The organism is Acidilobus saccharovorans 345-15, from assembly GCF_000144915.1.
In the GTDB taxonomy this organism is placed as follows: Archaea; Thermoproteota; Thermoprotei_A; order Sulfolobales; family Acidilobaceae; genus Acidilobus; species Acidilobus saccharovorans.
The window spans coordinates 1,351,152-1,375,216 of sequence record NC_014374.1 but is presented as its reverse complement, the minus strand read 5'-3'; the positions used below and the strand labels follow the sequence as shown (position 1 = coordinate 1,375,216).

Below are 24,065 nucleotides of genomic sequence, written 5' to 3'. Positions count from 1 at the left end.
CACCAGGGCAGTGGTGGGCGGCGTGATAGCTATGAGCTACTTCTGCGGCTTCAGGCCAATGTCCATAGCGCTCACGGCAATGGTGGCCTTAGGGGTCGTCTCGTTCCAGGCGGCTGAGAACGTGCTGAACGATTATTTTGACACTGTCAGGGGCGTGGACGCCCCCGGGGCCCCGGGCGTAATGATGAGGCCGCACAGCTTCTACGGCCTTGGCATAGACCTGGGGAGACTCAAGGCCTTCGGGGCATCGCTCTTCGCCTTCGGCTCCGCCCTCGTGGCCATCGCTACCCTGGCCTTCAACAGGCCGCTGCTGCCCCTCTTCCTGGCCGTGGGCGCCTTCCTGCTTTTCTGTTACAGCGGCCCAGTAGGGCTTAAGTACATGGGGCTGGGCGAGCTTGACGTCTTCGTGACAGCAGTCCTAATGATAGTGGGCGCCGCCTACACCGTATCCGGCGCGCTCTCCCTCAGGGAGGCCGTCCTCTCGCTGCCAATGGCCTTCATAACCTCCTCTGTGGTGCTGGCTGACAACATAAGGGACTACGAGTGGGACAAGGCCCATGGGGTGAGGACCCTGCCCGTCAGGGTAGGCAAGGCAGCTGCGTCCTGGCTTTACGCTGCCATGGTGCTGACGTCCCTGCTGCTCCCGGCGGCCCTGCTCTGGCCCTGGGGGCTGCTCACCCTGGCAGTGGCCCCCGCCGCGGTGCCGGCCGTGCTGACGGTGTTAGGCGTCAGGAGCGAGCCCCTGTTGAAGGCCAACAGGTACAGGTTCTACGTCACCGTCCTCCTGGCCACGGCCTACTCCATTGCAATAGCCCTGTCGTCCCACCCCTGAAGCCTTTAAATTTTAGCGGGACCACCTGCTGAGCGGCGATGTAATTGGCAGTTACCTTCCCAAAGGACTTCCTGTTCGGCTGGTCCCAGGCGGGCTTCCAGTCCGAGATGGGGACCCCAGGCAGCGAGGACCCGAACAGCGACTGGTACGCCTGGGTCCACGACCGCGAGAACATAGCCGCCGGCCTCGTGAGCGGGGACTTCCCTGAGAACGGCCCCGGCTACTGGGGCAACTACAGGAAGTTCCACGACGCCGCCCAGGCGATGGGGCTTACAGCCGCCAGGATAGGGGTCGAGTGGAGCAGGATATTCCCAAGGCCTACCTTCGACGTCAAGGTGGACGCCGAGGTCAAGGGTGACGACGTGCTGTCAGTCTATGTAAGCGAGGGCGCGCTGGAGCAGCTGGACAAGATGGCCAACAGGGACGCCATTAACCACTACAGGGAGATGTTCAGCGACCTCAGGTCAAGGGGGATAACGTTCATACTGAACCTCTACCACTGGCCCCTGCCCCTCTGGCTCCACGACCCCATAGCGATAAGGAGAGGGAACCTCTCGGCACCCTCGGGCTGGCTTGACGTGAGGACCGTCATAGAGTTCGCCAAGTTCTCGGCCTACGTAGCCTGGAAGCTTGACGACCTGGTCTACATGTACTCAACCATGAATGAGCCAAACGTTGTCTGGGGGCTCGGCTACGCTGCCGTCAAGTCCGGCTTCCCGCCCGGCTACCTGTGCCTCGAGTGCGCTGGGAGGGCCATGAAGAACCTGGTGCAGGCCCACGCCAGGGCTTATGACGCGGTGAAGGCAATCACCAAGAAGCCCGTTGGGGTCATCTACGCCAACTCCGACTTCACGCCGCTCACCGACGCCGACAGGGAGGCCGCTGAGAGGGCTAAGTTTGACAACAGGTGGGCGTTCTTTGACGCCGTGGTAAGGGGGCAGCTCGGGGGCTCCACGAGGGATGACCTTAAAGGAAGGCTTGACTGGATAGGAGTTAATTACTACACTAGGCAGGTCGTGAGGGCAAGGGGAAGCGGATATGAAATAGTGCCCGGCTACGGCCACGGCTGCGAGCCCAACGGCGTGAGCCCGGCCGGGAGGCCGTGCAGCGACTTCGGCTGGGAGTTCTACCCTGAGGGCCTCTATAATGTGCTGAAGGAGTACTGGGACCGGTACCACCTGCCGCTGCTCGTAACTGAGAACGGCATAGCTGACGAGGGCGACTACCAGAGGCCCTACTACCTCGTCTCCCACGTGTACCAGGTGCACAGGGCCCTGCAGGACGGCGTCAACGTGATTGGCTACCTGCACTGGTCCCTGGCGGACAACTACGAGTGGGCCTCGGGCTTCAGCAAGAGGTTCGGGCTCCTCATGGTTGACTACTCGACCAAGAGGCTCCACTGGAGGCCCTCGGCATTCATATACAGGGAGATAGCCAAAAGCAGGGCGATAACGGACGAGATAGAGCACCTGAACTCAGTGCCCCCGCTCAGGGGCCTGAGCCCGGGGCACAGGTGACGGGCCCCGGGCAGCAGCCCAGCGCCTGGTGATGCCGCCCACCACAGCCTTCACTTGCCCTCAAGCCTTCTGCCGTAAAGGTAGACCCCTGAGCCCGCCAGGGCTATAACGTTGGCTATGATACACGTGAGCGCCGTGCCGACCCTCAGCGACGCGGGGAAGAGGGAGGCCGCCACGACTGCCGAGAGCCCTCCCATTATTCTGCCCACCACGAACACCACGTTGGTCGCCGTGGCCCTGTACTCGGCCGGGTAAGTCTCGCCTGCCCACACTCCGGCGTAGCCGAAGTAGCCGGTGAAGAAGAACATGAGGGCCAGGGCCAGGGCCCCGAGGAGGCCGCGGTAGGCAGGTATGAGGAGCGCCGAGGAGGCGAGGCCCATGGCGGCGAACGCGGCCTGGACGGGCAGCCTCCCATACCTGTCTGACAGGTACCCCGCCAGCGTGAAGCTAGCCAGCCCCAGGAGCGAGAGGCCCATGAGCAGCCCCTGGCCCAGCCCCATGCTGGGCAGGAAGGATGGGGTCACCGAGAGCAGGGGCACGGAGAACATGAAGGCCCCGGCGACTATGGCAGTGAGGCCAACAGTTACGACTGCGAGCCCCCTGCCCATCCTGGCCATGCTTGAGGCCGGCCTGGCCCACCTCCTGGCGGTCTCAGGGACCAGCAGCGAGGCGGCGAGCGAGGCCACAAGGCTTACGGCGCCGACTGTGAGGAAGTAAGGCCTCCAGTACCTGACCAGGGCAAAAGTGACGACGTCAAGCAGGAATCCAACGAAGTAGAGGCCCTGCATGAACCCCCCGAAGACCCCCTTGGAGGACCTGAGGACCTCAACCACAACGGCGTAGGAGACCCCGTTCAGCGAGTTCACCCCAACGCCGACCAGGAACCACAGGGCGTAGAGCTCCCAGAGGGCCCTCATGAACGACGCCATCAGCACCGAGGCCCCGAAGAGGATGGACGATATCATTATGGCCGGCCTCCTCCCGAGCCTGTCAGCCACGTAGCCAATCATGACGCCCCCCGCTGCGCCTCCTATGAAGCTCAGCAGCACCGCGACGAGGACCAGGGACGGCGGCTCCGAGAGGTACTCCGAGAGCTGGCTGACCGCCAGCGAGATCGAGAAGACGGCGTAAGCCGAGAGCATGAAGGGCACTAGGACCCCGACAAGGGCTGACCTTGAGCTCAACCAGGAGCCCACAGGGATGTGTGAGTTCTAGATATATTAGTTTACCTCATTATGTCGCGTCACCTGACGAGTATCACGGTGACCGGCGCGTGGGCCGCCACGGCCATTGCCACCGAGCCGACGTTTATGTCGCCATTTATGCTGGTCCCCCGGGCCCCCATTATTACAGCGTCGTATGAGCCCTCAGCTATGGCCTTCAGTATCTCGTTGGCGACGCTTGACGTGGAGGGGTCATAACTTACTGCCTTAAACGTTATCTCCGCCCTGCCCGAGGCCTTCTCCTCAACCTGCTTCCTCACGGACTCGACCCTTGAGGCGTCGGGGCACACGAAGAGGACTGTTATCCTGGAGCCGTACCTCATCGCAAAGTCTATGGCCAGGTCGAGGGCCTTCATGCTCGAGCCTGAGCCGTCGACAGGCACCAGGAGCTCCTTAAGCCAGAAGCTGACCGTGTAGCTCGGCTCGCCGCTTCCCTGTTCGCTCAAGCTCTCACCCCCTTAGCTGACTGCGACAGGGCCTCAAGGGCTGGCAGGCCCTCGCCGGAGAGGAATGCCAGGAACGCCGCGGCCCCGGTGGAGACGTGGACCCTGGAGTTGCTGGCGCCAGGTTCAAGGCCGCTGAGGGCGGCCACGTGGCCCCCTCCGATTACCGTGTACCCCTTGCCCTCCATGGCGGCCCTGAGGACGGCCATTGTGCCCTCCCTGAACTGGGGGAGCTCGACGACGCCCATGGGCCCCCTTATCACTGTGAGGCCCGCGTCCTCAATCATTGATGAGTAGACCTCGACCGTGCCGCTGCCTATGTCCATTATCAGCCCGCTCACCCTGCCCAAGGGTTCCTCCCTCACCTCGCCGCCGGCCATCACCCTGTAGTCCATGGGCACCTCTATGGGGGCCCCGCTCATTAATATCCTCCTTGCCCTGGGGAGAAGCGCCAGGGCCCCCGACCTCTCGAGGGCCTCCATGCTCTGTATGCTCAGCATTACGCCCTTGGCCACGGCGAACAGCTCGCCCACCAGCCCTCCCGTGAGTATCCTGTCTGCCAGCCTGTTCCTCACCAGGTTCTCTATGACCTTGAGGGTGTCGGCCACCTTAGCGCCTCCCAGCACGAAGACCTTTGGCCCCAGGGACCTGTCGAGCACCTTTGCCAGCGCCCTGACCTCGCTCTCCATGAGCCTCCCCGCGGCTGACGGCAGCACCAGGGGGAAGCCCACCACACTGGGCTGGCTCCTGTGGGCCGTGGCGAAGGCGTCGTTAACGTAGTAGTTGAAGAGGGGCGAGAGGTACCTGACCAGGAACGTGTTGGCCTGCTGCCTCGGGGGCGACTCGACCAGCTCCTCAGAGGCGAACCTGACGTTCTCAAGCATGGCCACCTCCCCCTGCCCCAGCGACCTTATGGACTGCCTCGCGTAGGGGCCCATGACGTCCTCTATGAACTTCACCTCAACCCCCAGGTACCTCGAGAGGACCTTGGCGTGCTGTGAGAGGCTCACGAAGTCTCTCCCGCCCGGCCTGCCCTGGTGCGACATGAGGACGACGCTGTTCCCCTCGTCTACGAGCTCCCTTACCGTCTGGAGGTGGGCCCTTATCCTTGAGTCGTCCATAAGCATGCCCGAGTCGTTAACCGGGGAGTTAAAGTCGACCCTGACCAGCACCTTGGAGTTCCTGGGCCTCAGGTCGTCAAGGGTAGGTATCAGCTGGTCGCCAAGCTGGATCAGCAGCGACACCCAGAGTTCCTTAAAAGGGGAGGAAGTTAAAGGCCTGAGGTCGCCGCCCGTTTAAACTATGGCGCTGACATCATGGCCAGAGTCACGTACCTGAGCCACCTGTCCCTTGAGTCCTCCTTCCTGGAGTCCCCCTGGGACCTCCTGCTCATTTTATCACCAGTCTTACTAACCTATTCTGAACTTTTAATATGTTTGTTATAACTTATGAATACATATTATTAAACATTAATGAATACAGAAAGAAATCTAATAACCTCTATTAATGCCCTGCCCTGCGCCTGCTGCCTAAATAAAAGCCAATCAATATGCCTACTATGGCTGCGGCCGCAGCTAAGTAAATGGAGTTGGCCTCCTGACGCCCTGCAGACGTTGCCTTGACTGAGCTGGTGATGATAGATGTCATAATAGTTGTTGTGGTTGTGGTGCTAGTTAATGCCATAGGTGAAGCCGTCTGGGTCACTACCTTCGTTACAGTGGTTGTGGCCTCCAGCGGCACTAGGAACCCAAAGGAGTAGAGCCTGTACCACGCGGTTACGCTGACGTCCACAGGGGGCCACTTCAGCGAGGTGTACTCCATTCCTAGCTCGATGTCGTTGAGGTACATGTCGTTAAAGCTGTAGTTCCACAGCCTATCGTAGAGCTGGCCCGCGTCGCCGAGCAGCTGGGTCAGCGGAACCTCTATGGAGCCGCTGCTCACCGGAGGGCTGAGGACCATCGCTATGTATGTCCACGGTATGCTCCTGGCCACGTAGGCCTGCCACGTCGCGTTCACAGGAGTTCCATTTATGAAGGTCGGCACGTAGAATGTCGCGTTGGGAGCGGGGTAACCCATGGGGTTGAAGCCGGGGGTGTGGTAGAACCACACCATGACCTCTAGGTCCCCTGATGTGACTGAGGATGGCTCATAGCTCCTGGTGACCCAGATGTCGAAGGAGAAGTCGCCCCTGCCGTTAGTGAAGTTAAGGGTGTAGTTAAGGTAGGCCAGTATGGGGGGCAGGCGGCCCACCATTTGTGGCAGCTGCAGGTAGGGGGACTCCCCTGTGACCGTCTGCCCCCAGGGCTTGTAGCCGTACATGATCTCAGGGTAGCCCATGACGGTGTCATAAATGTCTGACGCGGTGGCACTGCTGACGTTTACGTAAGCTGAGACGTGCGTCCTGCAGGCCCTTACTGTGACATCCCCGCCTCCGCTTCTGGTGTTCCAGACGTCTGTCATAATCACAGCGCTTACCTCTGAAGGCAACGTGAGGTTGAGCTGAGCGTACGGGCCGCCAGGGGCCTGCGATACTGCTATGCATGGAACTGCCTGAAGCTGAGTTGCATTAGTCGCTGGCACCAGCTGTATGTTATCCCATCCACCTATCCCTTGGCCCCTTGCCACTGGCCCTGCTGAACACTGCGAACTTAGGAAGCCGACAAGAACTAAAGGCACGACTATCACGGCAAGAAAAACAAAAATGCGTTTAGGCAATTAGTTCACCCTTAGGAGCCCTTTCATCTTCTCCTAAGGGCCAGAACGGCCGCCACTATCACAATTATTATTACTACTACAGCGATGCCTATGTAGAGCCCTGTGTATGAAGGCTTCTTGCTGGGCACGGGCGTTGAAGTAGTTGTAGGTGTTGTGGTTGTTGACGTAGTAGATGTAGTTGATGTAGTACTGGTGGTTGTGGTTGTTGAGGTGGTGGTCGTGGTGGTAGACGTGGTTGTCGTTGTGGTAGGTGTTGTGGTTGTTGAGGTGGTGGTCGTAATTGTGACCCCCTTGGGGTACAGGTGCACTAACACGTAGGCGTTGCCTGGGTTGTCCCATGGGGCTGGCGGGAAGAGGTAGCCCGTGGTCTCGTTGGGCCATCCCTGCCAGTACGTGGTTGAGTACTCGTACCATATACCGTTAGTTAACAGCGGTATGACGGGCGTGTAGTTTAACAGTATGGTTAGCAGGTTGTCGTAGAGCGGCATGAGGGCGCTCATGTTGTCTGGGTTTATTGTGTATATCTCCCTCATGTCGTTGTAGGCCTGCCACGCGGCCGTGTTGTTGAACCTCTCCATGTCAGCCCACGCCCAGCTGCCGACTGGCGCTGTGCCCGTGGTCCAGAGGAAGTACTCAAACCAGGTGTTGGGTATTACGCCCGACCATGACCACATCAGTGACATCGAGTACTCGCCCTCCGCCACATCGCTGTACCACTGGCTGTATGATGGGAACACCGTTGAGGCGTCAATCCCTATCTTAGACAGGTTCTGGGCTATGAGCTGGGCGTCCGTCATCCAGTCGGTCCAGCCGTAGGGCACTATTATTGTGGCGTTAACAACCCATCCCTGCGGCGTCACCCAGTAGCCCTGCGAGTTCATGTGCCAGCCGTACTCCTTAGCCACCTCGTCCATGAGGAGCTTGGCCTCGGTTAAGTTGAAGGTCCAGCCGTACTTCTGTACTATGCTCATGTTTATGTACCTGCCCCACGCCTTGCTGTAGATGTTGTATGGCGCGAAGAAGCCGAATCCGTTGCTTATGTTAGCTGGCTCCTCCTGCCCGTTCTCCCCTACCTGGGCCAGCTGCTCAGTGTTTATGGCATATGCTATTGCCCTCCTCACGAGGGTTATGTTGTACGGCGGGTACATCTCATTTATGAGGAGCGTCACCCACGGGCCCTCCTGCAGGTTCCATGGAGCGTGGCTCAGGTAGGTGTATATACCGTTGGTCCTGAGCTGCCACACGTTGGTCAGGAAGTAGCCGCCCCACGTCATCTCCCCGCTCTCAAACATTGATATGGCCTGTGGATTTGAGGTTATCACTACGTCCGCCAGGTATGTTGGAGCGTATGCGCCGTTGTCAGGCACGTTCCATATGTTCCAGCCCCACCAGCCGCTCCACTTCTTGAAGACTACCTCGCTTGGGGTGTAGGCGTATATCTCATATGGGCCGTCGCCTATCACCTGTGACGTGTTGGGGTTCCAAGTTATTGGGCTCCACTTAGAGGCGTTGGCGAAGAAGTCGCTGAGGCTCGGGTAGAACTCGTGAAGCGGGAGCACCGGGTACGACGGGCTTGTAAGTATCGCAAGTATGTTGCCCCACGGCGGCGACGAGGGTGAGCTGTTGAATATGAACTCGACCTCCTTATTGTTAACTGGCGTGACGTTCAGCAGCGCCCCAGGCCCTGGGGACCACAGCCAGCCCCATGCAAGCGAGGGGTAGTACTTGCCTAGGTAGTACGTGAAGGCAACGTCGTCCGCCGTCACAGGCTGGCCGTCCTGCCAGGTGGCGTTAGGCCATATCCACACGAGAAGCGCGGCCCTCTCCACAGTGCCCGTGGCGTTAGGCCCATAGACCATGGAGGCGGGCACCGTAACTGACGTTACCGTGAAGTTCTCGCCTAGGGCCGGGTAGTACTGCAGCGTCACGGGGGACCAGAGGAACAGCGGCAAGTACACTATGCCCAGCTCCAGCGCGTCTATCACGTTTGCCGTGGAGAACGGGTTGAGCGTGGTTATTGGGCTCCAGCTTACGCCGCCCGCGTACACCGTCTGATCCGGAGGCAGCGAAATCAGCGAGGTCGTAGTCTGGGCCCTGACAGGGCTAAAGTTTACAGCTGGGGCGAGGTACCCTGCCATGGCTATTATGAAGACCGCTATAACTGCTATGCCAAGAAATCCTAAAGACCTGCCTTTCACTCTCTCACTCATGTAGGTATAGAACATTGTGCACAGATTTAAGTGCATGTTTAACTTTGTTAAAGGTATACTTAAAACCACGCAGTCAGTTACACCTAATATACGAGGCGTGAAGATGTTTAGGCTTTCGCCGTTCGTAAAGCACGTACTGTATAAGGGATTGTATTACCTGCTTACGTGGTTCGTGGCGGTGACGGTGGCGTGGATCGTCCCTCGCCTCCTGCCCTACAACGCCGTTGAGATCACGGTCTCGCAGATGGTCAGGTCGCTGACCCAGGGCTCCTCCATGATATCGCCACAGGAGTATAAGGAGATGGTCAACTACATAGAGGGGCTCTTCGGCGCCAACGAGCCGCTGTGGCTGCAGTACGTCCACTTCTGGGAGGACCTGCTCCACGGGAACCTCGGGCCCTCGATAGCGTTCTTCCCAGCCACTGTCAACAAGGTTATAGCTGAGGCGCTGCCCTATGACCTTATATTAATAATACCTTCCACGGTGGTGGCCTGGGTCATTGGCAACATACTGGGGGCCCAGATAGGCTACAGGAAGACGGGCACCATAACTGACAAGGCCTCGATGATAGCCTTTGTGGCTATAAACAATATACCGTTCTTCGTGCTTGGCCTCCTGCTCATACTTGTGTTTGCGGTGGACCTCCACTGGCTCCCTGCCACTGGGTACACGTTTTCAGCGATACCCAGGCTCACCTGGTCCTACCTTCCGATATTCTTCAGGCACTGGATACTGCCTTTCGCCTCTGTAACCATAGTCTCGCTAGGCGGCTGGGTCCTCGGCATGAGGCAGCTCATAATTAACGAGAAGGGAAGCGACTACATGAACTACGGCGAGGCCCTGGGGATCCGCCCCTCGATACTGTCGAGGTACGCCATGAAGAACGCCTTCCTGCCTCAGATAACTGGCCTGGCGCTCAGCCTCGGAACCGTGGTGGGCGGCTCCTACGTGCTCGAGTTCATATTTGGCTACCCTGGCATGGGCTACATAATGGGCATAGCTGCCACAGACAACGACTACCTCACAGTGGCCGGGGTCTTCGTCGTTATAGCGACCGTGGTGCTGCTAGCTAACTACATTGTTGACATACTCTACAGCGTGCTTGACCCCAGGGTCAGGGTGGCCGAGGTAGGGGAGTGATGATGCCTTGAGCAGGAGAATCCCAAGGCCTAAGGTTGAGGTCCAGAGCATCAGGAACTCCCTGCTCTGGTCCCTCCTGAGGGAGAGGTTCTTCCTGGGGGGTGTGATAGTTCTCCTTATAGTAGTAGTCCCCGCCCTCCTGGCCGGCGTGATAGCCCCCTACAAGGACTACCTGGCCCCTGTGGGGCCACTGAACAGCCCCCCGTCGGCTAAGTACTTGTTAGGCACTACGGGCTTCGGGCAGGACGTCTTCTCCCAGCTCCTCTTCGGCACGCAGCACACGCTGTTCGTCGCTACAGTGGCGGCCGTCCTGGCCACTCTCATAGGCCTGGCCATAGGCATCATAGCCGGCTTCATGGGGGGCATACCTGACGCCGTGCTCAACTTCCTTACCAACACGTTCCTAGTCATACCCACCTTTACCATACTCCTGCTGATAGCCTCCATAGTTCACCATCCAGGCCTTCAGCTCGAGGCCGTAATAATAGGCGCGTTCTCGTGGCCCTGGGGGGCGAGGGCCTACAGGAGCTTTGCCCTGAACATGAGGAGCAGGGACTACGTCACCGTCGCCAGGCTCAACGGCATGGGCGGGCTGTCCATAGCCCTCACGGAGATAATGCCTCAGATGCTCCCCTACATAGCTATAATGCTCGTGATGACGCTCAACGGGGCGCTCATGGCAGACGTGGGGCTCGACGCCATAGGGCTTGGCCCCGGGAACACCATAACCCTTGGCCTCATGATAGGCTACGCCTGGGGCTGGGGAGCCCTAGTTTACAATTGGTGGTGGTGGTGGATGCCGCCAGTGGTAGTAATAATTCTCGTGGCAACCTCGCTCACGGCAATAGCAATAGGCATGGACAGGGTGTTTAACCCAAGGCTGAGGGGTGCATGAGGGTTGAAGCTGCTCGAGGTAAGGGACCTCAAGGCGTACTACTTCACGTCGGCCGGCGAGGTCAAGGCCGTGGACGGCGTCTCCTTTGACTTGGAGCAGGGGCAGGTCCTGGGAGTCGTGGGCGAGAGCGGCAGCGGGAAGAGCACGCTTGGAAGCGTCCTGTCAAACACCATGAGGCCCCCGCTTAAGGTGGTCTCGGGCGAGGTCCTGTTCAAGGGCGTGAACATCTTTAAGATGCACCCCGAGGAGCTTAGGAAGGTGAGGGCCGCAGGCATATCCATAATTCCCCAGTACGCCATGAACGCCCTGAACCCGACAAGCAAGATAAGGGATATAGTGAGGGACCTGCTGATATCCCATGAAGTTCCACCTGACGAGTTCGCGTACAGGGTGAAGCTGGCGAGGGAGAGGGCCCTGAAGCTCGGCCTTCCCCCGTGGGTCTTTGACAGGTACGCCATAGAGCTCAGCGGCGGCATGAGGCAGAGGGTGACTATCCTAATAAGCACCCTCCTGGACCCTGAGGTCCTTATAGCGGATGAGCCGACCAGCGCGCTTGACGTGGTGGTGCAGAGGCTGGTAATACAGTACCTGCAGGACCTGGTCAGCGAGGGCTCCATAAAGTCCATGGTGTTCATAACTCACGACATAGCCCTGGTGAATGAGATATCGACAGACATAGCGGTCATGTACGCCGGTCAGATAGTGGAGATGGGCCCTGCGGAGGACGTTATGACAAACCCCAGGCACCCCTACACCAAGGTCCTCATATCAAACATACCCGAGCCGGGGGTCAGGATAGCTAAGAAGCGCGTCGAGGGGCTCAGGGGGGAGCCGCCATCCCTGATATCACCTCCCAGCGGCTGCAGGTTCCACCCCAGGTGCCCGATGGCAAAGGACATATGCTCCCGCCAGGCCCCGCCCACAGTTCACTTAGACGGAGGAAGGAGGGCTGTGACGTGCTGGCTCTACGCCGGAGGAGGTGAGGCTCAGTGAACGGCGAGGGGCTTTACGAGGTTAAGGGCCTCACCAAGGTCTTCAGCACGGGCTTCTTCAGGACAACGAGGATCTACGCGCTTAACAACGTATCATTCAACGTGAGGGAGGGCGAGGTGCTCTCAATTGTGGGCGAGAGCGGCAGCGGGAAGAGCACGCTGCTCAAGATACTGATGAAGGTTGAGAGGCCCACCTCAGGCACCATACTGTACCGCGGCAGGCCGCTGGAGAGGTGGGACAGCAGGGAGTACTGGAAGGAGGTTCAGGCCGTGCTTCAGGACCCCTACTCCTCCTTCAACCCGTTCTACAGGGTTGAGAGGCCCCTCTACATGGCTGCAAAGACTTACATGCCCTCGGCATCCGAGGCCGAGAGGATGAAAGCCATAAGGGAGTCCCTGGAGTTCGTTGGCCTGGACCCCGACGAGACCCTGGGCAAGTACCCGCACCAGCTGAGCGGCGGACAGCTGCAGAGGATAATGATAGCCAGGGCCCTCCTGATAAAGCCCAGGGTGCTCCTGGCCGACGAGATAGTCTCAATGATAGACGCCTCACTAAGGGCCAACGTGCTCAACCTGCTCTACAAGCTCAAGACAGAGGCCGGGGTGTCCGTGCTCTTCGTGACCCACGACCTTGGCCTGGCGTCTTACATAGCAGACAGGATATTGGTGCTCTACAAGGGCGAGATCATGGAGTATGGCGACGTCGACAGCGTCTACAGCAGGCCTGCCCACCCCTACACCCAGCTGCTTATGAAGTCCATACCCCGCGTTACCTCCAAGTGGAGGGACCGCATAACCACGACAACCATAGAGTTCAAGACCGGCTACATAAAGGGCTGCGTCTTCGCCGACAGGTGTCCAATCGCAAGGGATTACTGCAGGTCCAACAAGCCCACGCTGAAGGAGGTTGAGCCGGGCCACTGGGCCTCATGCCATTACGCGCTGGAGGCCCTGAAGTCGGCCCACTGAGGGGTCCGATACCATGCGTGTGAGGCTTCTTTACCTGGCCCTAGCTGTTGGCGTAGTGGCTTTCGCACTGACAGGCCCCCAGGCGGCGGCCTGCAGCCAGTACTACACTATGATACCGAGGGGCAACTACTCGCTCCTCACGCTTGCCGGCGTCAACAACTACAACGCCTACATAGGCGGCCTCCAGGACGGGGCCACTGCAATGATATCCCCCATGCTCTGGAACCTTGTAGGCGGCACAGGCAACGTGACCATGGTGCTCTCAGGAGGGCGCCTTTACGTTTATATTAACGTCACGGGCGTCTCGAGGGCCATCAAGTTCACGCCGGTGGTGGGCTTCCCCGACATAATGTACGGCTGGTACTCCTGGGGGCCCTTCTATACCAGGACCTCAAGCTACGGCTTCCTGAGCCTCCCCATGCCGGCCTCTGAGGTGCCTGACCTCTGGTCCGTGGTGAACTACTCCCTCTCGCTCAGCAGGGGCGCCTACAACGACTTCTCATACGACATATGGCTGGTCAGAAGCCCTGGCGTCACCTCGCTTGGGCCAAGCGACGTTGAGCTAATGCTCTGGATGTTTGCCAACCAGAGCCTCGCTGGGCTGCCGTACTGGGTCACGTGGAGGCCTATAACGATGCCGACGCTCATCAACGGCGATATTGAAAACGTGACCTACCAGGTCTTCATACTTCCCCGCAACGGGGGTCCCTCGGGCTGGATGCTCATAATACTGATACCTGAGGTCAACACAAGTGGCGGCCAGTACCACGGGCTACTTAAGGGCGAGTACGGCGTCAACCTGGGCGAGCTTATGAATGAGACCCTTAACATAATCGGGGAGTTCAACGGCACCCGGTGGGAACAGGGGCTCTACCTGAGCGTTATACAGCTCGGGGCCGAGGTTGACGCCCCAGGCGGCGATATGATTATGAACTTCAACGTCAGCTCCTGGTACCTGGTTAACGGCTCCCCCACAAACCTCTGCAGCGCGATGACCACGACCACAACAACTTCAGTTACAGCCCCACAGTTAACGAGCACAACAAGTAACGTCAGCACGCCCGTGGTCTCTAGAAGCCTCACAACTTCTTCCTCCGTACAATCCCCCAGGCCAGGCGAGGCTCATGAAGTCGAGGAGCTACTGGTCCCCGCTGTAGTTGTTATAACTGCGTTAATCGTAGCCCTTGCCCTGCTGACTAAAAGAAAATGACCTCACTTGAACCCGTAGAGGCTGAGGCACGTGGTGTAGCCCAGCCTCTCGCATATCGCGTACCTGGTGTCCGTGGAGTACCTGGCTCCGCCCTCCCTTATGTCCTTCCTCTGGTAGGCCACTTTCATCACCACACTTCATTAACCTTTCTAATCTTTAAAAACCTTTCTTAGTATCAAAGAATCTATTAAAATAGACATGAATGAGTAGAAAAAAGTATACAGCGCTCGACACCCGCTGAGGCGCTGACATGCATTTATTCTGCCTAGGCAACAACGCCGCGGGGCGAGGTTGCTGGAGCTAAGGCCTGAGCACTTCCTCAGGGCGAGGGAAATAGTCTCAAGGCTGTCCCTGGAGGAGGCCATAGCCCAGCTGGAGGCCATACCGTTCACGGACCTCCTCGACGAGGACGGAAGGCTCTCGGAGGAGAAGGCAAGGGAACTGGTCGGCAGCGGGGTCGGCATAGTCAAGAGGGTCTACGGCAACGGCGTCGTGAGGGACCTGGCGGCCGCCGCCAGGGAGCTCAACAGGCTGCAGCGGTTCCTTATGGAGAGGGTTGGCATACCTGCCATACCTGAGGAGGAGGGGGCGGGAGGGCTGATGGTGCCCCAGGCCACGGCCTTCCCCTCGCCCCTGGCAATGGCCAGCACCTTTGACCCCGGCCTGATGCTGAGGGTTGCCCAGGCCATTGGAAGGCAGGCCTCAAGGCTTGGCGTCAGGCAGCTCTTCTCCCCAGTGCTTGACCTCTGCCTGGACCCCAGGTGGGGCAGGTGCGAGGAGACTTACGGCGAGGATCCCAAGCTGGCTGCAGCCATGGGGGTGAGCTACGTCAGGGGGGTGCAGTCCCAGGGGGTGGCCGCGACGCTGAAGCACTTCGTGGCCTACGGCGCCTCGGAGGGTGGCAGGAACGGCGCCAACGCCCCCATAGGCTACCTGGACCTCAGGAACCTCGTTATGGTCCCCTTCGAGGCGGCCGTCAAGGAGTCCTCGCCCCTCTCAGTCATGCCTTCATACAACGACGTTGACGGGGTCCCAAGCCACGCCAACGGGCTCCTCATAGACGGCGTCCTCAGGGGCGAGTGGGGCTTCGGCGGCTTCACAGCGTCAGACGCCGAGGCCCTGAGCATGCTCATTGACACCCAGGGCGTCGCCCAGGGGAGGGAGGAGGCCGCGCTCCTGGCCATAACGTCAGGAGTTGACGTGGAGAACGGCTACGCGCCCATGAGGGAGAGGCTCTACTGGGCCCTGGCAGACATGGCCAGGTCAGGCAGGGCGCCGGAGTCCGTGATAAGGAGGGCTGCCGAGAGGGTGGTCGCGGCTAAGGTGGCCCTCGGCCTCTTTGAGAACCCTTACGTGAGCTACTCGGGCGAGCCGCTGGAGGAGCCTGGCGACAGGGAGCTGGCCAGGGAGGCCGCTGAGAGGTCCCTGGTGCTGCTTAAGAACGAGGGGGCCCTGCCCCTGAGGCGCGACGCTAGGGTCCTGCTGACGGGCCCCAGCGCCGCAGATGGCAGGGCCCTGCTCTTCGACTACCACCTCCAGGCCCACAGGGGCCTCAGGGAGGAGGTCACCAGGGTTGTGAGCGTACTTGAGGGCCTCAGGGGCCTGGGGCTCAACGTCGACTTCGTCAGAGTGAGCAGCTGGACCAGGTGCAGCGACGAGGAGGTCAGGGCTGCGGCCGAGGCCACACCCGGGCACGACGTAGTCGTTGCCGTCGTCGGCGAGGTTGCGGGCGGCTTCTGGCTGGCGGACCCCGAGGTTACCTCGGGCGAGGGGATAGACAGGGACCCCGTGCTGCCCGAGTGCCAGGCGAGGCTTCTCAGGGAGCTGGCCAGCGCTGGAGTTAAGTTGGTCACAGTGATCGTCTCCGGCAGGCCCTTGGCCATACCTGATGACGTGGTCAGGTCATCCGTGGCGATCCTGTACTCGTTCTACCCGGGCGAGGAGGGGGGCAACGCTATAGCGAGGGCCCTGGCGGGCCTGGTGAACCCCTCGGGCAGGCTTCCAGTGACGATACCGGCCTCCGTTGGTGACCTGCCGGTCAGGTACAACCTCCGCAGGTCCTCATACTCCAGGATCACCAGGAGGAGGCCCTCGGCGGCCTTCCCGTTCGGCCACGGGCTGAGCTACTCAAGGGTCGAGTACTCTGACCTTGAGCTGATTACCTATGACAATGGAGTCAGGGCCTCCTTTACAGTGAGGAACCTGGGCCCCCTTGATGTTGAGGAGGTGTCACAGCTCTACATGAGCGCTCCCTCCCAGGCCTACGAGAGGCCAAAGGTGGAGCTGGTGGGCTTCGCCAGGGTGCCCCTTAAGGTCAACGAGGCCAGGCGGGTCACGTTCAGCGTCAGCTATGAAGCTCTCTCGGTTTACCTGCCGGGCGACAGGCTTGTAGTGCCCGGGGGCACCTACAGCTTCTACGTCGGCCCCTCCTCCGCGGACCTCAGGCTGAGCGGCTCACTGAGACTTGATGAGGTGAGGCTCGGCGGCCGCGGCGGCGGCCTGTGGGCTGCGGTCAGCTACTGAGGGGCCCGCCTTGGAGTTCACTGCTGTCGCGTGCGACGACGGCGTCGTCAAAAAGCTGGGGGGCGGGGTCACGGCGGTCGCCTGCGTCTCCTACAGGGAGCTGTGGCCTCGCAGCGCCTCAATAGGCCTGATACGCGTCGATGGCCTCGACGCCACCTCAGTGATATCAGGCATGGTGTCGCTCATGGCGAGGCCCCCAGGGGTCATAATGCTGGACTCCATAACCATAGGCGGCTTCAACTTCGTCTCGCTGCCGGGCCTCAGCAGGCTGACGGGCATGCCCGTGGTCGTGGTGTACTCCTACATGCCTAGCCTCGGGAGGCTCTCAAGGCCGCTGAGGCAGCACTTCAGGGACGCGGAGCTGAGGCTCAGGGCCATATCGTTGGTCTCGGGCGCGAGGGAGGTTAACACGAGGAGGGGCAGGCTCTACCTCGTTACGTGGGGCATGGGCGTCGATGAGGCCGCTAAGCTCGTTGAGCTATACCAGTTTTTCACCAGGGTGCCTGAGCCCATAAGGGTGGCCCACAGGCTCGCCTCCGAGGCATCTGAGGTCCTGGGGCTACAGGAGGGGGCAGGCAAGGTAGAGTGAGGCGAGGAACATCAACCCAGGCCCCGCGAGACATTAGTTCTTGTCTATTTATTACAAACTTTAAAATGTAAAACAGCTGCCCAAGTACATAATATATTGAAATATTAAAATTAAAATAAATAAAATTGAGATAAGAAAGTTTTATAAGAAAGATCTTATAAACACGCGTCCCTTAGTAACAATCGGCGGCTGCCCTGTGAAGGCTGTTGGCGCCTTAGCTGCCATTTTAGTCATAGTTGTCGCGACCTCCCTGCTAACAGGGCTTTATCTTATACCTAAGCTGCTGCGCCACGGGGAGGAAATAATAATAAAGGCCTATGCCGTCGCGAACGACAGCGAACCCGTCCAACTGACCAACGCCTCCTTCTCGGTGTGGGCCTGGGCGCCGACCCCCGATGGGACGCAGTTCATTGCGGTGTACAACGGCACCGGCCCGCAGGCGAACATAAGCGCAGGGAGGCTGACCGGCTGGGCTGAGGACTGGGTGCACAGGTATGGCAGGGCCGTCGTGTACTCCCTGGAGCCCTCAATAATAATATGGGTCTCATACGCCGTGGACCTCCCTAACGGAAGCGTTGAGGTTATAGCGCAGCCCATCTACCAGCCCCTGAACCTGAGCCTTGCCCTGAGCGGCAGGGGAGCTGTAATAAGCGTGATAGTGGGCCATCCATTCAGGACTATTCTGGAAACCTCCGGCAATGGCATTAAGGTTACGGAGAACATGGGTGGGACGACGCCAGCGCAAAGCGCTACTACGACAACAGTCAGCACCACTATAACTACTGAGCCCGCCTCGCCTCCGTATTACCTAGTGCCTCACGTTCTGGCGTGGTATCCCAACGACACAGGCATGGCTCCAATAAGCCTCGCCCTGGCGGCAGCGCAGCCCAGCACAGTCAGCGGGTCAGGCTCCGCAAACGCGGTCATAGAGATCCTTGACGCCTCTGAGCTGGTTGACCAGTTCAGCGTGAACTCAATTACCCTGCTCGGCAGTGAGTTCGAGTCAGCCCTAGGAGACGCTGAGTCGGGAAAGCTTTTCCAGGCGGTCAGCGAGCTGTCCCCCCTGATGGGTGCCGCATTTACGTTCACGACAGGGGGTAAGGTGGTCGAGGGTAACGGAACCGAGGCTGACACCCCAACGCTTACCCTCAACTTAGGCCAGCTCTATATAGTGGGCCAGGGCGCGCTTGTCAACTGGACCGAGGAGGCGGGTTCATCTGTAGTGGCCTGGTACCTTGGCCTCCAGCTAACAGAGGTCCAGGTAGTAGAAGATAACGGCGCTGAGGCTCCAGCAGTATACGTCTGGCAGGCCTACGACAGGTGCGTCAACCTGAGCATGTGGGCCTACGAGCAGGAGCTGCTCATGCAGTCTCCAGGCCGCTTCCTCGGGACTGGCATGAACTCGACCTGCCCCCTGCCCAACACGCCAGCGCCCGTCATATGGCAGGACTATGCGACGAACCTGGCTTATTATGCCACCGTGAGCCCTGGCAGCACCCTCACCAAGGCCTTCGTTGACCTCTCGGTCGGGGTTAACGGGGCCAGCTCCCCCCTGGGCGTGGGCCTTGATCTGGGCTCGGCCATAGCGTCGGCGAGCAAGACTATTTCAATGATATTTGGCCGGGCTGAGGCGGCAGCGGCCGCGGACCTGATAGCTGGGGTCCTCAACCCCTTCCAGTACCAAAGCTATTCAGTGGCAGTCAGCGCAAACACTATCTTGATAGGCAATGGCCTGCCGAAGGGCTACTATGCCAGCGCATACTACAGCAACCTGACGCCTGTGTACTATAACGCCAGCGGCTACGGCTTCACGCTGCCCAGGGAGCTCGTGTTCATAAACCTCACCTCCTCGCCCTGAAGATGCCAAGAGATGTAACGGGCCAAAGAGGCTCACGGTCGCCGCGCCGGAACACACGAAGTTTTAATTCTAAGCCTCAAAGGCGCAAAAGCTGAAACTCCTTTGATTAATTTAGGGAAGGCTCCGCGGCCCCACTTAACCTTGCAAGGAAAATATATGTGTACATGTGATATTATGAGATAATAGCGGCGTCCTCCTCAAGCGGTTCCAATGACTTAGAGGTGGCCGTATGTGACCCCTTAAGAGGACGCCGTGAAAGGTTAGATGTAATTAAAAGGCTTTAGGCTATGAGTAAACTCCCTGGCTTCCCTCCGGCGAGAGGCCATGATAAGGGCCGTTACGTTTGACGTCTGGGACACGCTGCTGAACCTCAAGGTGGCCAGGGAGGCGATGATAGGGGCCGTCTCAAGGGCCACGGGAAGGCCCGTGGACGACGTCAGGAAGGCAGTCAGCGAGGCGGACAGGCACGTCAGGAGGCTCAGGCAGCTCAGGGGGCTCAGCGGCGCCGAGAGCGTCAGGGCCTCGGTCAGCTACCTGGCGTCATCCCTCGGCTACGGGGGCGACCTGCTGCAGGTTATAAACGATGCCGTGGCCTCCCTTGACGTGAGCGCCGTCGCCTTCCAGGACTCGCTGGAGGCAGTGAGGGATGTGAGGGGGCTGGGCCTCAGGGTCGGGGTCCTGGGGAACACCCTGTTCTGGTCGAGCTCCGCCACCAGGAGGCTCCTGAGCAGGGCCTTCGGGGACGCCTTCGACTTCATGGGCTTTGCCGACGAGATAGGCCACTCAAAGCCGAGCCCTGAGGCCTTCCTGGCCGCAGCGAAGGGACTGGGGGTTGACGTCAGCGAGCTCGTGCACGTGGGCGACAGGGCGTCGGAGGACCTGGGGGGCGCCCTGGCGGCCGGCCTCAGGGCGGTGCTGGTCGCCAGGGGCAGGGTGAGCGAGGCGATTGTGCTCCCGGAGCTGGGGTTTGCGGTGGTGCCTGACCTCAGGGGGCTCAGGCAGGTGATCCTGGAGCTCAGTACTCGCTGAGCGTGCCGTCCCTCCTGGCCCTGTTGAAGCCGTACGTGTAAACTGCGACTCCCAGGGGCAGCAGGACCACGTCATAGGCCAGGAGCACAAGTATGTACCAGAGGGCGCCGCCCACGCCGACGCCATCAAGGAGCGACAGCCTGAGGCCCTGGAGGGCGGGCGTCAGGGGCACGGCGTAGCTCAAGTACCTGAGCCACGCCGGGAGCACGGACACGGGGAACACGGTGCCAGCTATCAGTGTGGTGACCGTTGAGAAGAAGAACGCCACCGGGTTGCCCTGCTTGGTTATCATCACTACGCCCCCTGCCACCATTGATATGCCGACGGTAGCTATGAGCAGCTCGGCCACTATGATCACCGCGGCCAGCAGGCCTGAGGCCGCGTACCTGACGCCCAGGCCGTAGCCTATGGCCAGGGTAACAGCCATGCTTATCGAGTTCATTATGAAGCCCCACAGCGTCGAGTATATAAGCATGCCGAGGACCCCGCTCTGCGTCATCAGGTAGTACTCTATGGTGCCCATGAGCTGCTCGTTCCTCATCCTCCCGCTTATCGTCGTTATGACGGAGGACACGTAGCCCTGGAAGGCCAGGCCAATGACGACGAAGGGCGTGTACTCCTGGGGCCTCATACTGAAGGCCCCGCTCACTATCCTGGCGCCGAGGGCTGTCCCAGTGAAGTAGTATGTGAACACGGGGAGGACCCAACTGACCACGTTAAGCGCTATCTGCGTCCTGTAGGTGCTCCAGACCCTGAAGCCCCTTAGGTAAACGTAGGCGTAGAGCCTGGCGGCCACAACGCTCAGCCTCCTGGCCAGGCTCAAGCCATCCCACCCCTCCAGGCCCAGCCTCCCCTGACCCTGGACCTGTGGTCTATCTCCATAGTCTCCTCGCCCACCAGGGCGGCGTAGACGTCCTCAAGGGTCGGCTCGTCCTCCCTGTAGTACTCGGCCCTCCCGTCGAGCCTGTCGGCCATGCTCCTGGGCACCCTGAGCACCGCCCTGCTCCCCCTGACGAACGCCATGAACCTCCTCAGGTCCTGGGGGACGGCGTCGTAGGGGAGCGAGGCCTCCACGACCTTGCCGACCGCAGCCTTGAGGCTGGCAGGAGTGCCCTCGGCTATTATCCTGCCGTACTTTATCACGTAGATGTAGTCTGCCAGGCCCTCCACCTCGCCCATGTAGTGGCTAGTCATGAGGACGGCCTTGTCCCTCGAGAGGGACTTGACAAGACCCCTCAGCTCCCTGGCTGAGACCGGGTCGAGGCCCAGGGTAGGCTCATCCAGCAGCAGCACCGGGGGGTCGTGGATCAGGGCCCTGGCTATGGCGAGCCTCCTCTGCATCCCCAGGCTGTACTTCATGTACTGCACGTTTGCCCACCTGCCCAGGCCCACGAGCTCCAGCGTCTCCCTCGCCCTCCGCCTGGCCTCGCCGAGGCTCATGTCGTAGAGGCTCGCGAAGAAGAGCAGGTTCTCGTAGCCCGTGAGCCTGTAGTAGAAAAGCCTCTCGCCCGTCAGCACGAGCCCTATGCTTCCCCTGACCTCCTTGACGTCCCTTGTGACGTCATAGCTCATGACGTAGGCCTTCCCGGAGGTGGGGAGCAGGAGAGTTGAGAGTATCTTTATCAGCGTCGTCTTGCCCGAGCCGTTGGGGCCCACCAGGGCGACCACCGAGCTCCTGGGGACCCTGATGCTCACCCCGTCCAGGGCCCTGACCTCCAGCGACTTGACCTTGAACACCCTCGTCAGGTCCTGGGTCTCAACTGCCTCCGTGCCGCTTCACTCTCTCACTGATATATCGGAAACACTAGCCAAATAAGCTCAGCGGCTGCACAGGAGCAAAAGCCTCGAGGCCACCCTCATGGCCCTGAAGTCGCCCCTCGGCATAACGCCCCTCCTCCTCATGGACTCCACGAGCCTTCCCAGCTGCTCCGTCGTGACCCCGAGCGCCTTGGCCGCGGAGCTGAAGTCCTCGGCCGACGCTATGGCCTTGACCGCCCTGAGCTCCTCCTCGCTCAGGCTGCCGCAGAAGGAGAGCGGCAGCGTCACCCTCTCCAGGGCCTCCTCCACGGCGTCAACTATCAGCTCCCTCAGCTCGTCGGGCTGAACGAAGAGCTGGTCATCCAAAATTATCACCTCAACCCCGAGCCTCGAGGCCACCGCCCTGGCCGCCTCGTCCGAGTAGCCCCTGGCCACTATGGCTGGCCTCATGCCCGTGAGCACGGAGTTAACGTAGGCCTGCCTGACGGAAGACACGTCAACCAGGCCGGCCTTGACCTCGACTGCGTATAGGACGTTGTCCTTCTCTGCAACTATGTCTATGTCCGAGGCCTCGACGCCGTCTACTATGACCTTCCTGTGGAACTCCAGCACCCTGAAGCCCATGGACTCCAGGCGGGAGGCCGCTATGGACTCGCTGGCCCTGAGCACCGGCTCACCGAGCTCCCTGTGGAGGCCAAGGTAAATACTGTAATGCCTAAGGATAAGGCTGAAATACCTTGGCATCCCGCGCTCTGCGGTGAAGCTTTTGTCCGGCGCCCTGACGGTAGACGTGGCCCTCATAGGAGGGGGCGGTGCCTCCTACCCAGGAGCCTTCGAGCTCGCCAGGGCGGGCCTTAGGGTGGCCCTAGTTGACGACAGGGAGTTCCTAGGGGGCGAGTGCCTCCACAGCGGCTGCGTGCCCTCAAAGGCCCTCAGGGAGTGGGCCCTGAAGGTTGACGAGGCAGTCTCCATCGGCGCTAAGGTGGACCCCGACGAGGTCTGGAGGAGGGCCGTTGACGCTAAGGACAGGGTCCAGTCCCAGGTGTTCTCGCAGCTGAAGTGGATGGCCGAGCAGCTGTCCGAGAGGCTGACCGTGCTCAGGGGCTGGGCCACCATAGTGAGCGACAGGGAGCTCAGGGTCAGGACCCAGGAGGGCGAGCTCACCGTAAACTTCAGGTACCTCCACATAGGGGCGGGCTCGGTTAACGTGGTGCCCAGGATCCCTGGAGCGGAGCTCTGCATGACCAGCGATGACCTCTACACCTACATGAGGACCCCCAGGGAGCTGCCGGACTCAGTGGCCATAGTGGGGGGCGGCTACATAGGTGTCGAGGCGGCCGAGGTGCTCTCAAGGTTTGGAGTCAAGGTGACCCTCGTCGAGATGATGGACAGGCTCCTGCCCAACATGCCCATGGACCTCTCGAGGGCGGCCCTCAGGGCACTGCAGAGGAGGGGCGTTGACGTGAGGCTCGGCTACGCCGCCTCCTCGGTTGAGAGGAGGGGCCAGGCCAAGGTCCTCAGGGCGACCTCAAGGGACGGGGGCTCCATAGAGGTTCGGGCCGACGAGGTTATAATGGCGGTTGGCAGGAGGCCCAGGCTTGAGGGCTACGGCCTCGAGGTCCTGGGCCTTGACGTTGGCCCCGGCATAAAGGTGTCCCCAGGCATGAGGACGAGCAGGGAAAACGTGTTCGCTGCCGGCGACGTCACTGGAAAGGCCATGCTTTACCACGCGGCCGTGAGGGGCAGCCTGGTGGCGGCCAGGAACATCCTAGTCGGCAGGGAGGCCTACAGGATGAGCTACCTGGACGTTCCCTCCGTCGTCTATACCGTGCCGGAGATGGGCTACGTGGGCTACACCGAGGAGGAGCTCAGGGCCATGGGCGTTAAGTTCGACGTCATAAGGTACAGCATGAAGGCCAACTCCTACACGTTAATGCTGGGCCACCAGGACTCGTGGGTCAAGGTGCTTGTTGACGAGCCCGGCAGGGTGCTCGGGGCCCAGGCCTTCGCCCCCGAGGCCCACGCCATACTGACTGCCTTCGCCATGGCCATGGGCTCAGGCCTTGACGCGGAGAGGCTCTACTGGCTGGCCCCGCCACACCCGTCGCCGATGGAGGTCCTGGCCGAGGCCTTCAGGCAGGCCTGATCGCCGCGGCGAGGC

General features: G+C 60.4%; 20 protein-coding genes. 12 read left to right on the top strand and 8 right to left on the bottom strand.

Annotated features, from left to right (window positions below; all coding sequences use genetic code 11):
- The first annotated feature begins 13 nt into the window (after nt 1-13).
- Both ASAC_RS07045 and bgaS read left to right on the top strand, forming a co-directional pair.
- Nucleotides 14-832: a prenyltransferase gene (locus ASAC_RS07045; protein ID WP_238523606.1), complete on the top strand. Its 819-nt coding sequence runs from the start codon at nt 14-16 to the stop codon at nt 830-832.
- A gap of 44 nt (nt 833-876) precedes the next feature.
- On the top strand, nt 877-2,349 hold the full coding sequence (bgaS, locus tag ASAC_RS07040) for a beta-galactosidase BgaS (RefSeq protein ID WP_013267307.1): 1,473 nt from the start codon (nt 877-879) through the stop codon (nt 2,347-2,349).
- Nucleotides 2,350-2,399: 50 nt separating this feature from the next.
- On the opposite strand, the gene ASAC_RS07035 is transcribed toward bgaS, so the two are convergent.
- The 5 genes from ASAC_RS07035 to ASAC_RS07890 form a co-directional block, all read right to left on the bottom strand.
- The gene (locus ASAC_RS07035) at nt 2,400-3,533 is read right to left on the bottom strand and encodes an MFS transporter (RefSeq protein ID WP_148217209.1); all 1,134 of its coding nucleotides are present in this window, start codon (nt 3,531-3,533) and stop codon (nt 2,400-2,402) included.
- 59 nt (nt 3,534-3,592) lie between these two features.
- Nucleotides 3,593-4,018 (bottom strand): universal stress protein, encoded by a 426-nt coding sequence (locus tag ASAC_RS07030; RefSeq protein ID WP_013267305.1) that lies wholly within the window; start codon nt 4,016-4,018, stop codon nt 3,593-3,595.
- The gene (locus ASAC_RS07025) at nt 4,015-5,259 is read right to left on the bottom strand and encodes a phosphoglycerate kinase (RefSeq protein ID WP_013267304.1); all 1,245 of its coding nucleotides are present in this window, start codon (nt 5,257-5,259) and stop codon (nt 4,015-4,017) included. Before ASAC_RS07025 ends, ASAC_RS07030 begins: the two co-directional genes overlap by 4 nt.
- Nucleotides 5,260-5,518: 259 nt before the next feature.
- The gene (locus tag ASAC_RS07020) at nt 5,519-6,640 is read right to left on the bottom strand and encodes a GH12 family glycosyl hydrolase domain-containing protein (RefSeq protein ID WP_013267303.1); all 1,122 of its coding nucleotides are present in this window, start codon (nt 6,638-6,640) and stop codon (nt 5,519-5,521) included.
- A gap of 113 nt (nt 6,641-6,753) precedes the next feature.
- Nucleotides 6,754-8,928: an ABC transporter substrate-binding protein gene (locus ASAC_RS07890; protein WP_173072227.1), complete on the bottom strand. Its 2,175-nt coding sequence runs from the start codon at nt 8,926-8,928 to the stop codon at nt 6,754-6,756.
- A gap of 160 nt (nt 8,929-9,088) precedes the next feature.
- Between ASAC_RS07890 and ASAC_RS07010 the strand changes: the two genes are divergently transcribed.
- The 9 genes from ASAC_RS07010 (at nt 9,089) to ASAC_RS06970 (ending at nt 20,146) form a co-directional block, all read left to right on the top strand.
- Nucleotides 9,089-10,081 carry an ABC transporter permease gene (locus ASAC_RS07010; RefSeq protein ID WP_013267301.1) on the top strand — a complete coding sequence of 331 codons (993 nt, stop codon included), beginning with the start codon at nt 9,089-9,091 and terminating at the stop codon, nt 10,079-10,081.
- 7 nt (nt 10,082-10,088) lie between these two features.
- On the top strand, nt 10,089-10,976 hold the full coding sequence (locus ASAC_RS07005; RefSeq protein ID WP_013267300.1) for an ABC transporter permease: 888 nt from the start codon (nt 10,089-10,091) through the stop codon (nt 10,974-10,976).
- 3 nt (nt 10,977-10,979) lie between these two features.
- On the top strand, nt 10,980-11,969 hold the full coding sequence (locus ASAC_RS07000; protein WP_013267299.1) for an ABC transporter ATP-binding protein: 990 nt from the start codon (nt 10,980-10,982) through the stop codon (nt 11,967-11,969).
- On the top strand, nt 11,966-12,937 hold the full coding sequence (locus ASAC_RS06995) for an ABC transporter ATP-binding protein (protein ID WP_013267298.1): 972 nt from the start codon (nt 11,966-11,968) through the stop codon (nt 12,935-12,937). The genes ASAC_RS07000 and ASAC_RS06995 overlap by 4 nt, the downstream gene beginning before the upstream one ends.
- A 13-nt stretch (nt 12,938-12,950) precedes the next feature.
- Entirely contained in the window at nt 12,951-14,147 is a 1,197-nt protein-coding gene (locus ASAC_RS06990) for a hypothetical protein (protein ID WP_148217207.1), read from the top strand.
- A gap of 291 nt (nt 14,148-14,438) precedes the next feature.
- Nucleotides 14,439-16,670, top strand: a complete 2,232-nt coding sequence (locus tag ASAC_RS06985) for a beta-glucosidase (protein ID WP_013267295.1) — start codon at nt 14,439-14,441, stop codon at nt 16,668-16,670.
- Between the two features lie 10 nt (nt 16,671-16,680).
- Nucleotides 16,681-17,259 carry an endonuclease dU gene (locus ASAC_RS06980; protein ID WP_013267294.1) on the top strand — a complete coding sequence of 193 codons (579 nt, stop codon included), beginning with the start codon at nt 16,681-16,683 and terminating at the stop codon, nt 17,257-17,259.
- 196 nt (nt 17,260-17,455) lie between these two features.
- A complete protein-coding gene (locus ASAC_RS06975) occupies nt 17,456-19,117 on the top strand; it encodes a hypothetical protein (RefSeq protein ID WP_013267293.1) in 1,662 nt (553 codons plus the stop codon).
- Between the two features lie 324 nt (nt 19,118-19,441).
- On the top strand, nt 19,442-20,146 hold the full coding sequence (locus ASAC_RS06970) for an HAD family hydrolase (protein ID WP_013267292.1): 705 nt from the start codon (nt 19,442-19,444) through the stop codon (nt 20,144-20,146).
- Here the strand turns inward: ASAC_RS06970 and ASAC_RS06965 are convergent.
- The 3 genes from ASAC_RS06965 to ASAC_RS06955 all read right to left on the bottom strand — a co-directional run bounded on the left by ASAC_RS06965 (nt 20,133) and on the right by ASAC_RS06955 (nt 22,648).
- The gene (locus ASAC_RS06965) at nt 20,133-20,969 is read right to left on the bottom strand and encodes an ABC transporter permease (RefSeq protein WP_013267291.1); all 837 of its coding nucleotides are present in this window, start codon (nt 20,967-20,969) and stop codon (nt 20,133-20,135) included. The two genes, ASAC_RS06970 and ASAC_RS06965, sit on opposite strands and share 14 nt — an antisense overlap.
- Nucleotides 20,966-21,883: an ABC transporter ATP-binding protein gene (locus ASAC_RS06960; RefSeq protein ID WP_013267290.1), complete on the bottom strand. Its 918-nt coding sequence runs from the start codon at nt 21,881-21,883 to the stop codon at nt 20,966-20,968. Before ASAC_RS06960 ends, ASAC_RS06965 begins: the two co-directional genes overlap by 4 nt.
- Before the next feature lie 81 nt (nt 21,884-21,964).
- A complete protein-coding gene (locus ASAC_RS06955; RefSeq protein ID WP_013267289.1) occupies nt 21,965-22,648 on the bottom strand; it encodes an endonuclease of RecB family in 684 nt (227 codons plus the stop codon).
- Nucleotides 22,649-22,670: 22 nt separating this feature from the next.
- Here ASAC_RS06955 and ASAC_RS06950 point away from each other — a divergent pair, with 22 nt between their 5' ends.
- The gene (locus ASAC_RS06950) at nt 22,671-24,050 is read left to right on the top strand and encodes a dihydrolipoyl dehydrogenase family protein (protein ID WP_048812886.1); all 1,380 of its coding nucleotides are present in this window, start codon (nt 22,671-22,673) and stop codon (nt 24,048-24,050) included.
- Nucleotides 24,051-24,065 lie beyond the last annotated feature (15 nt).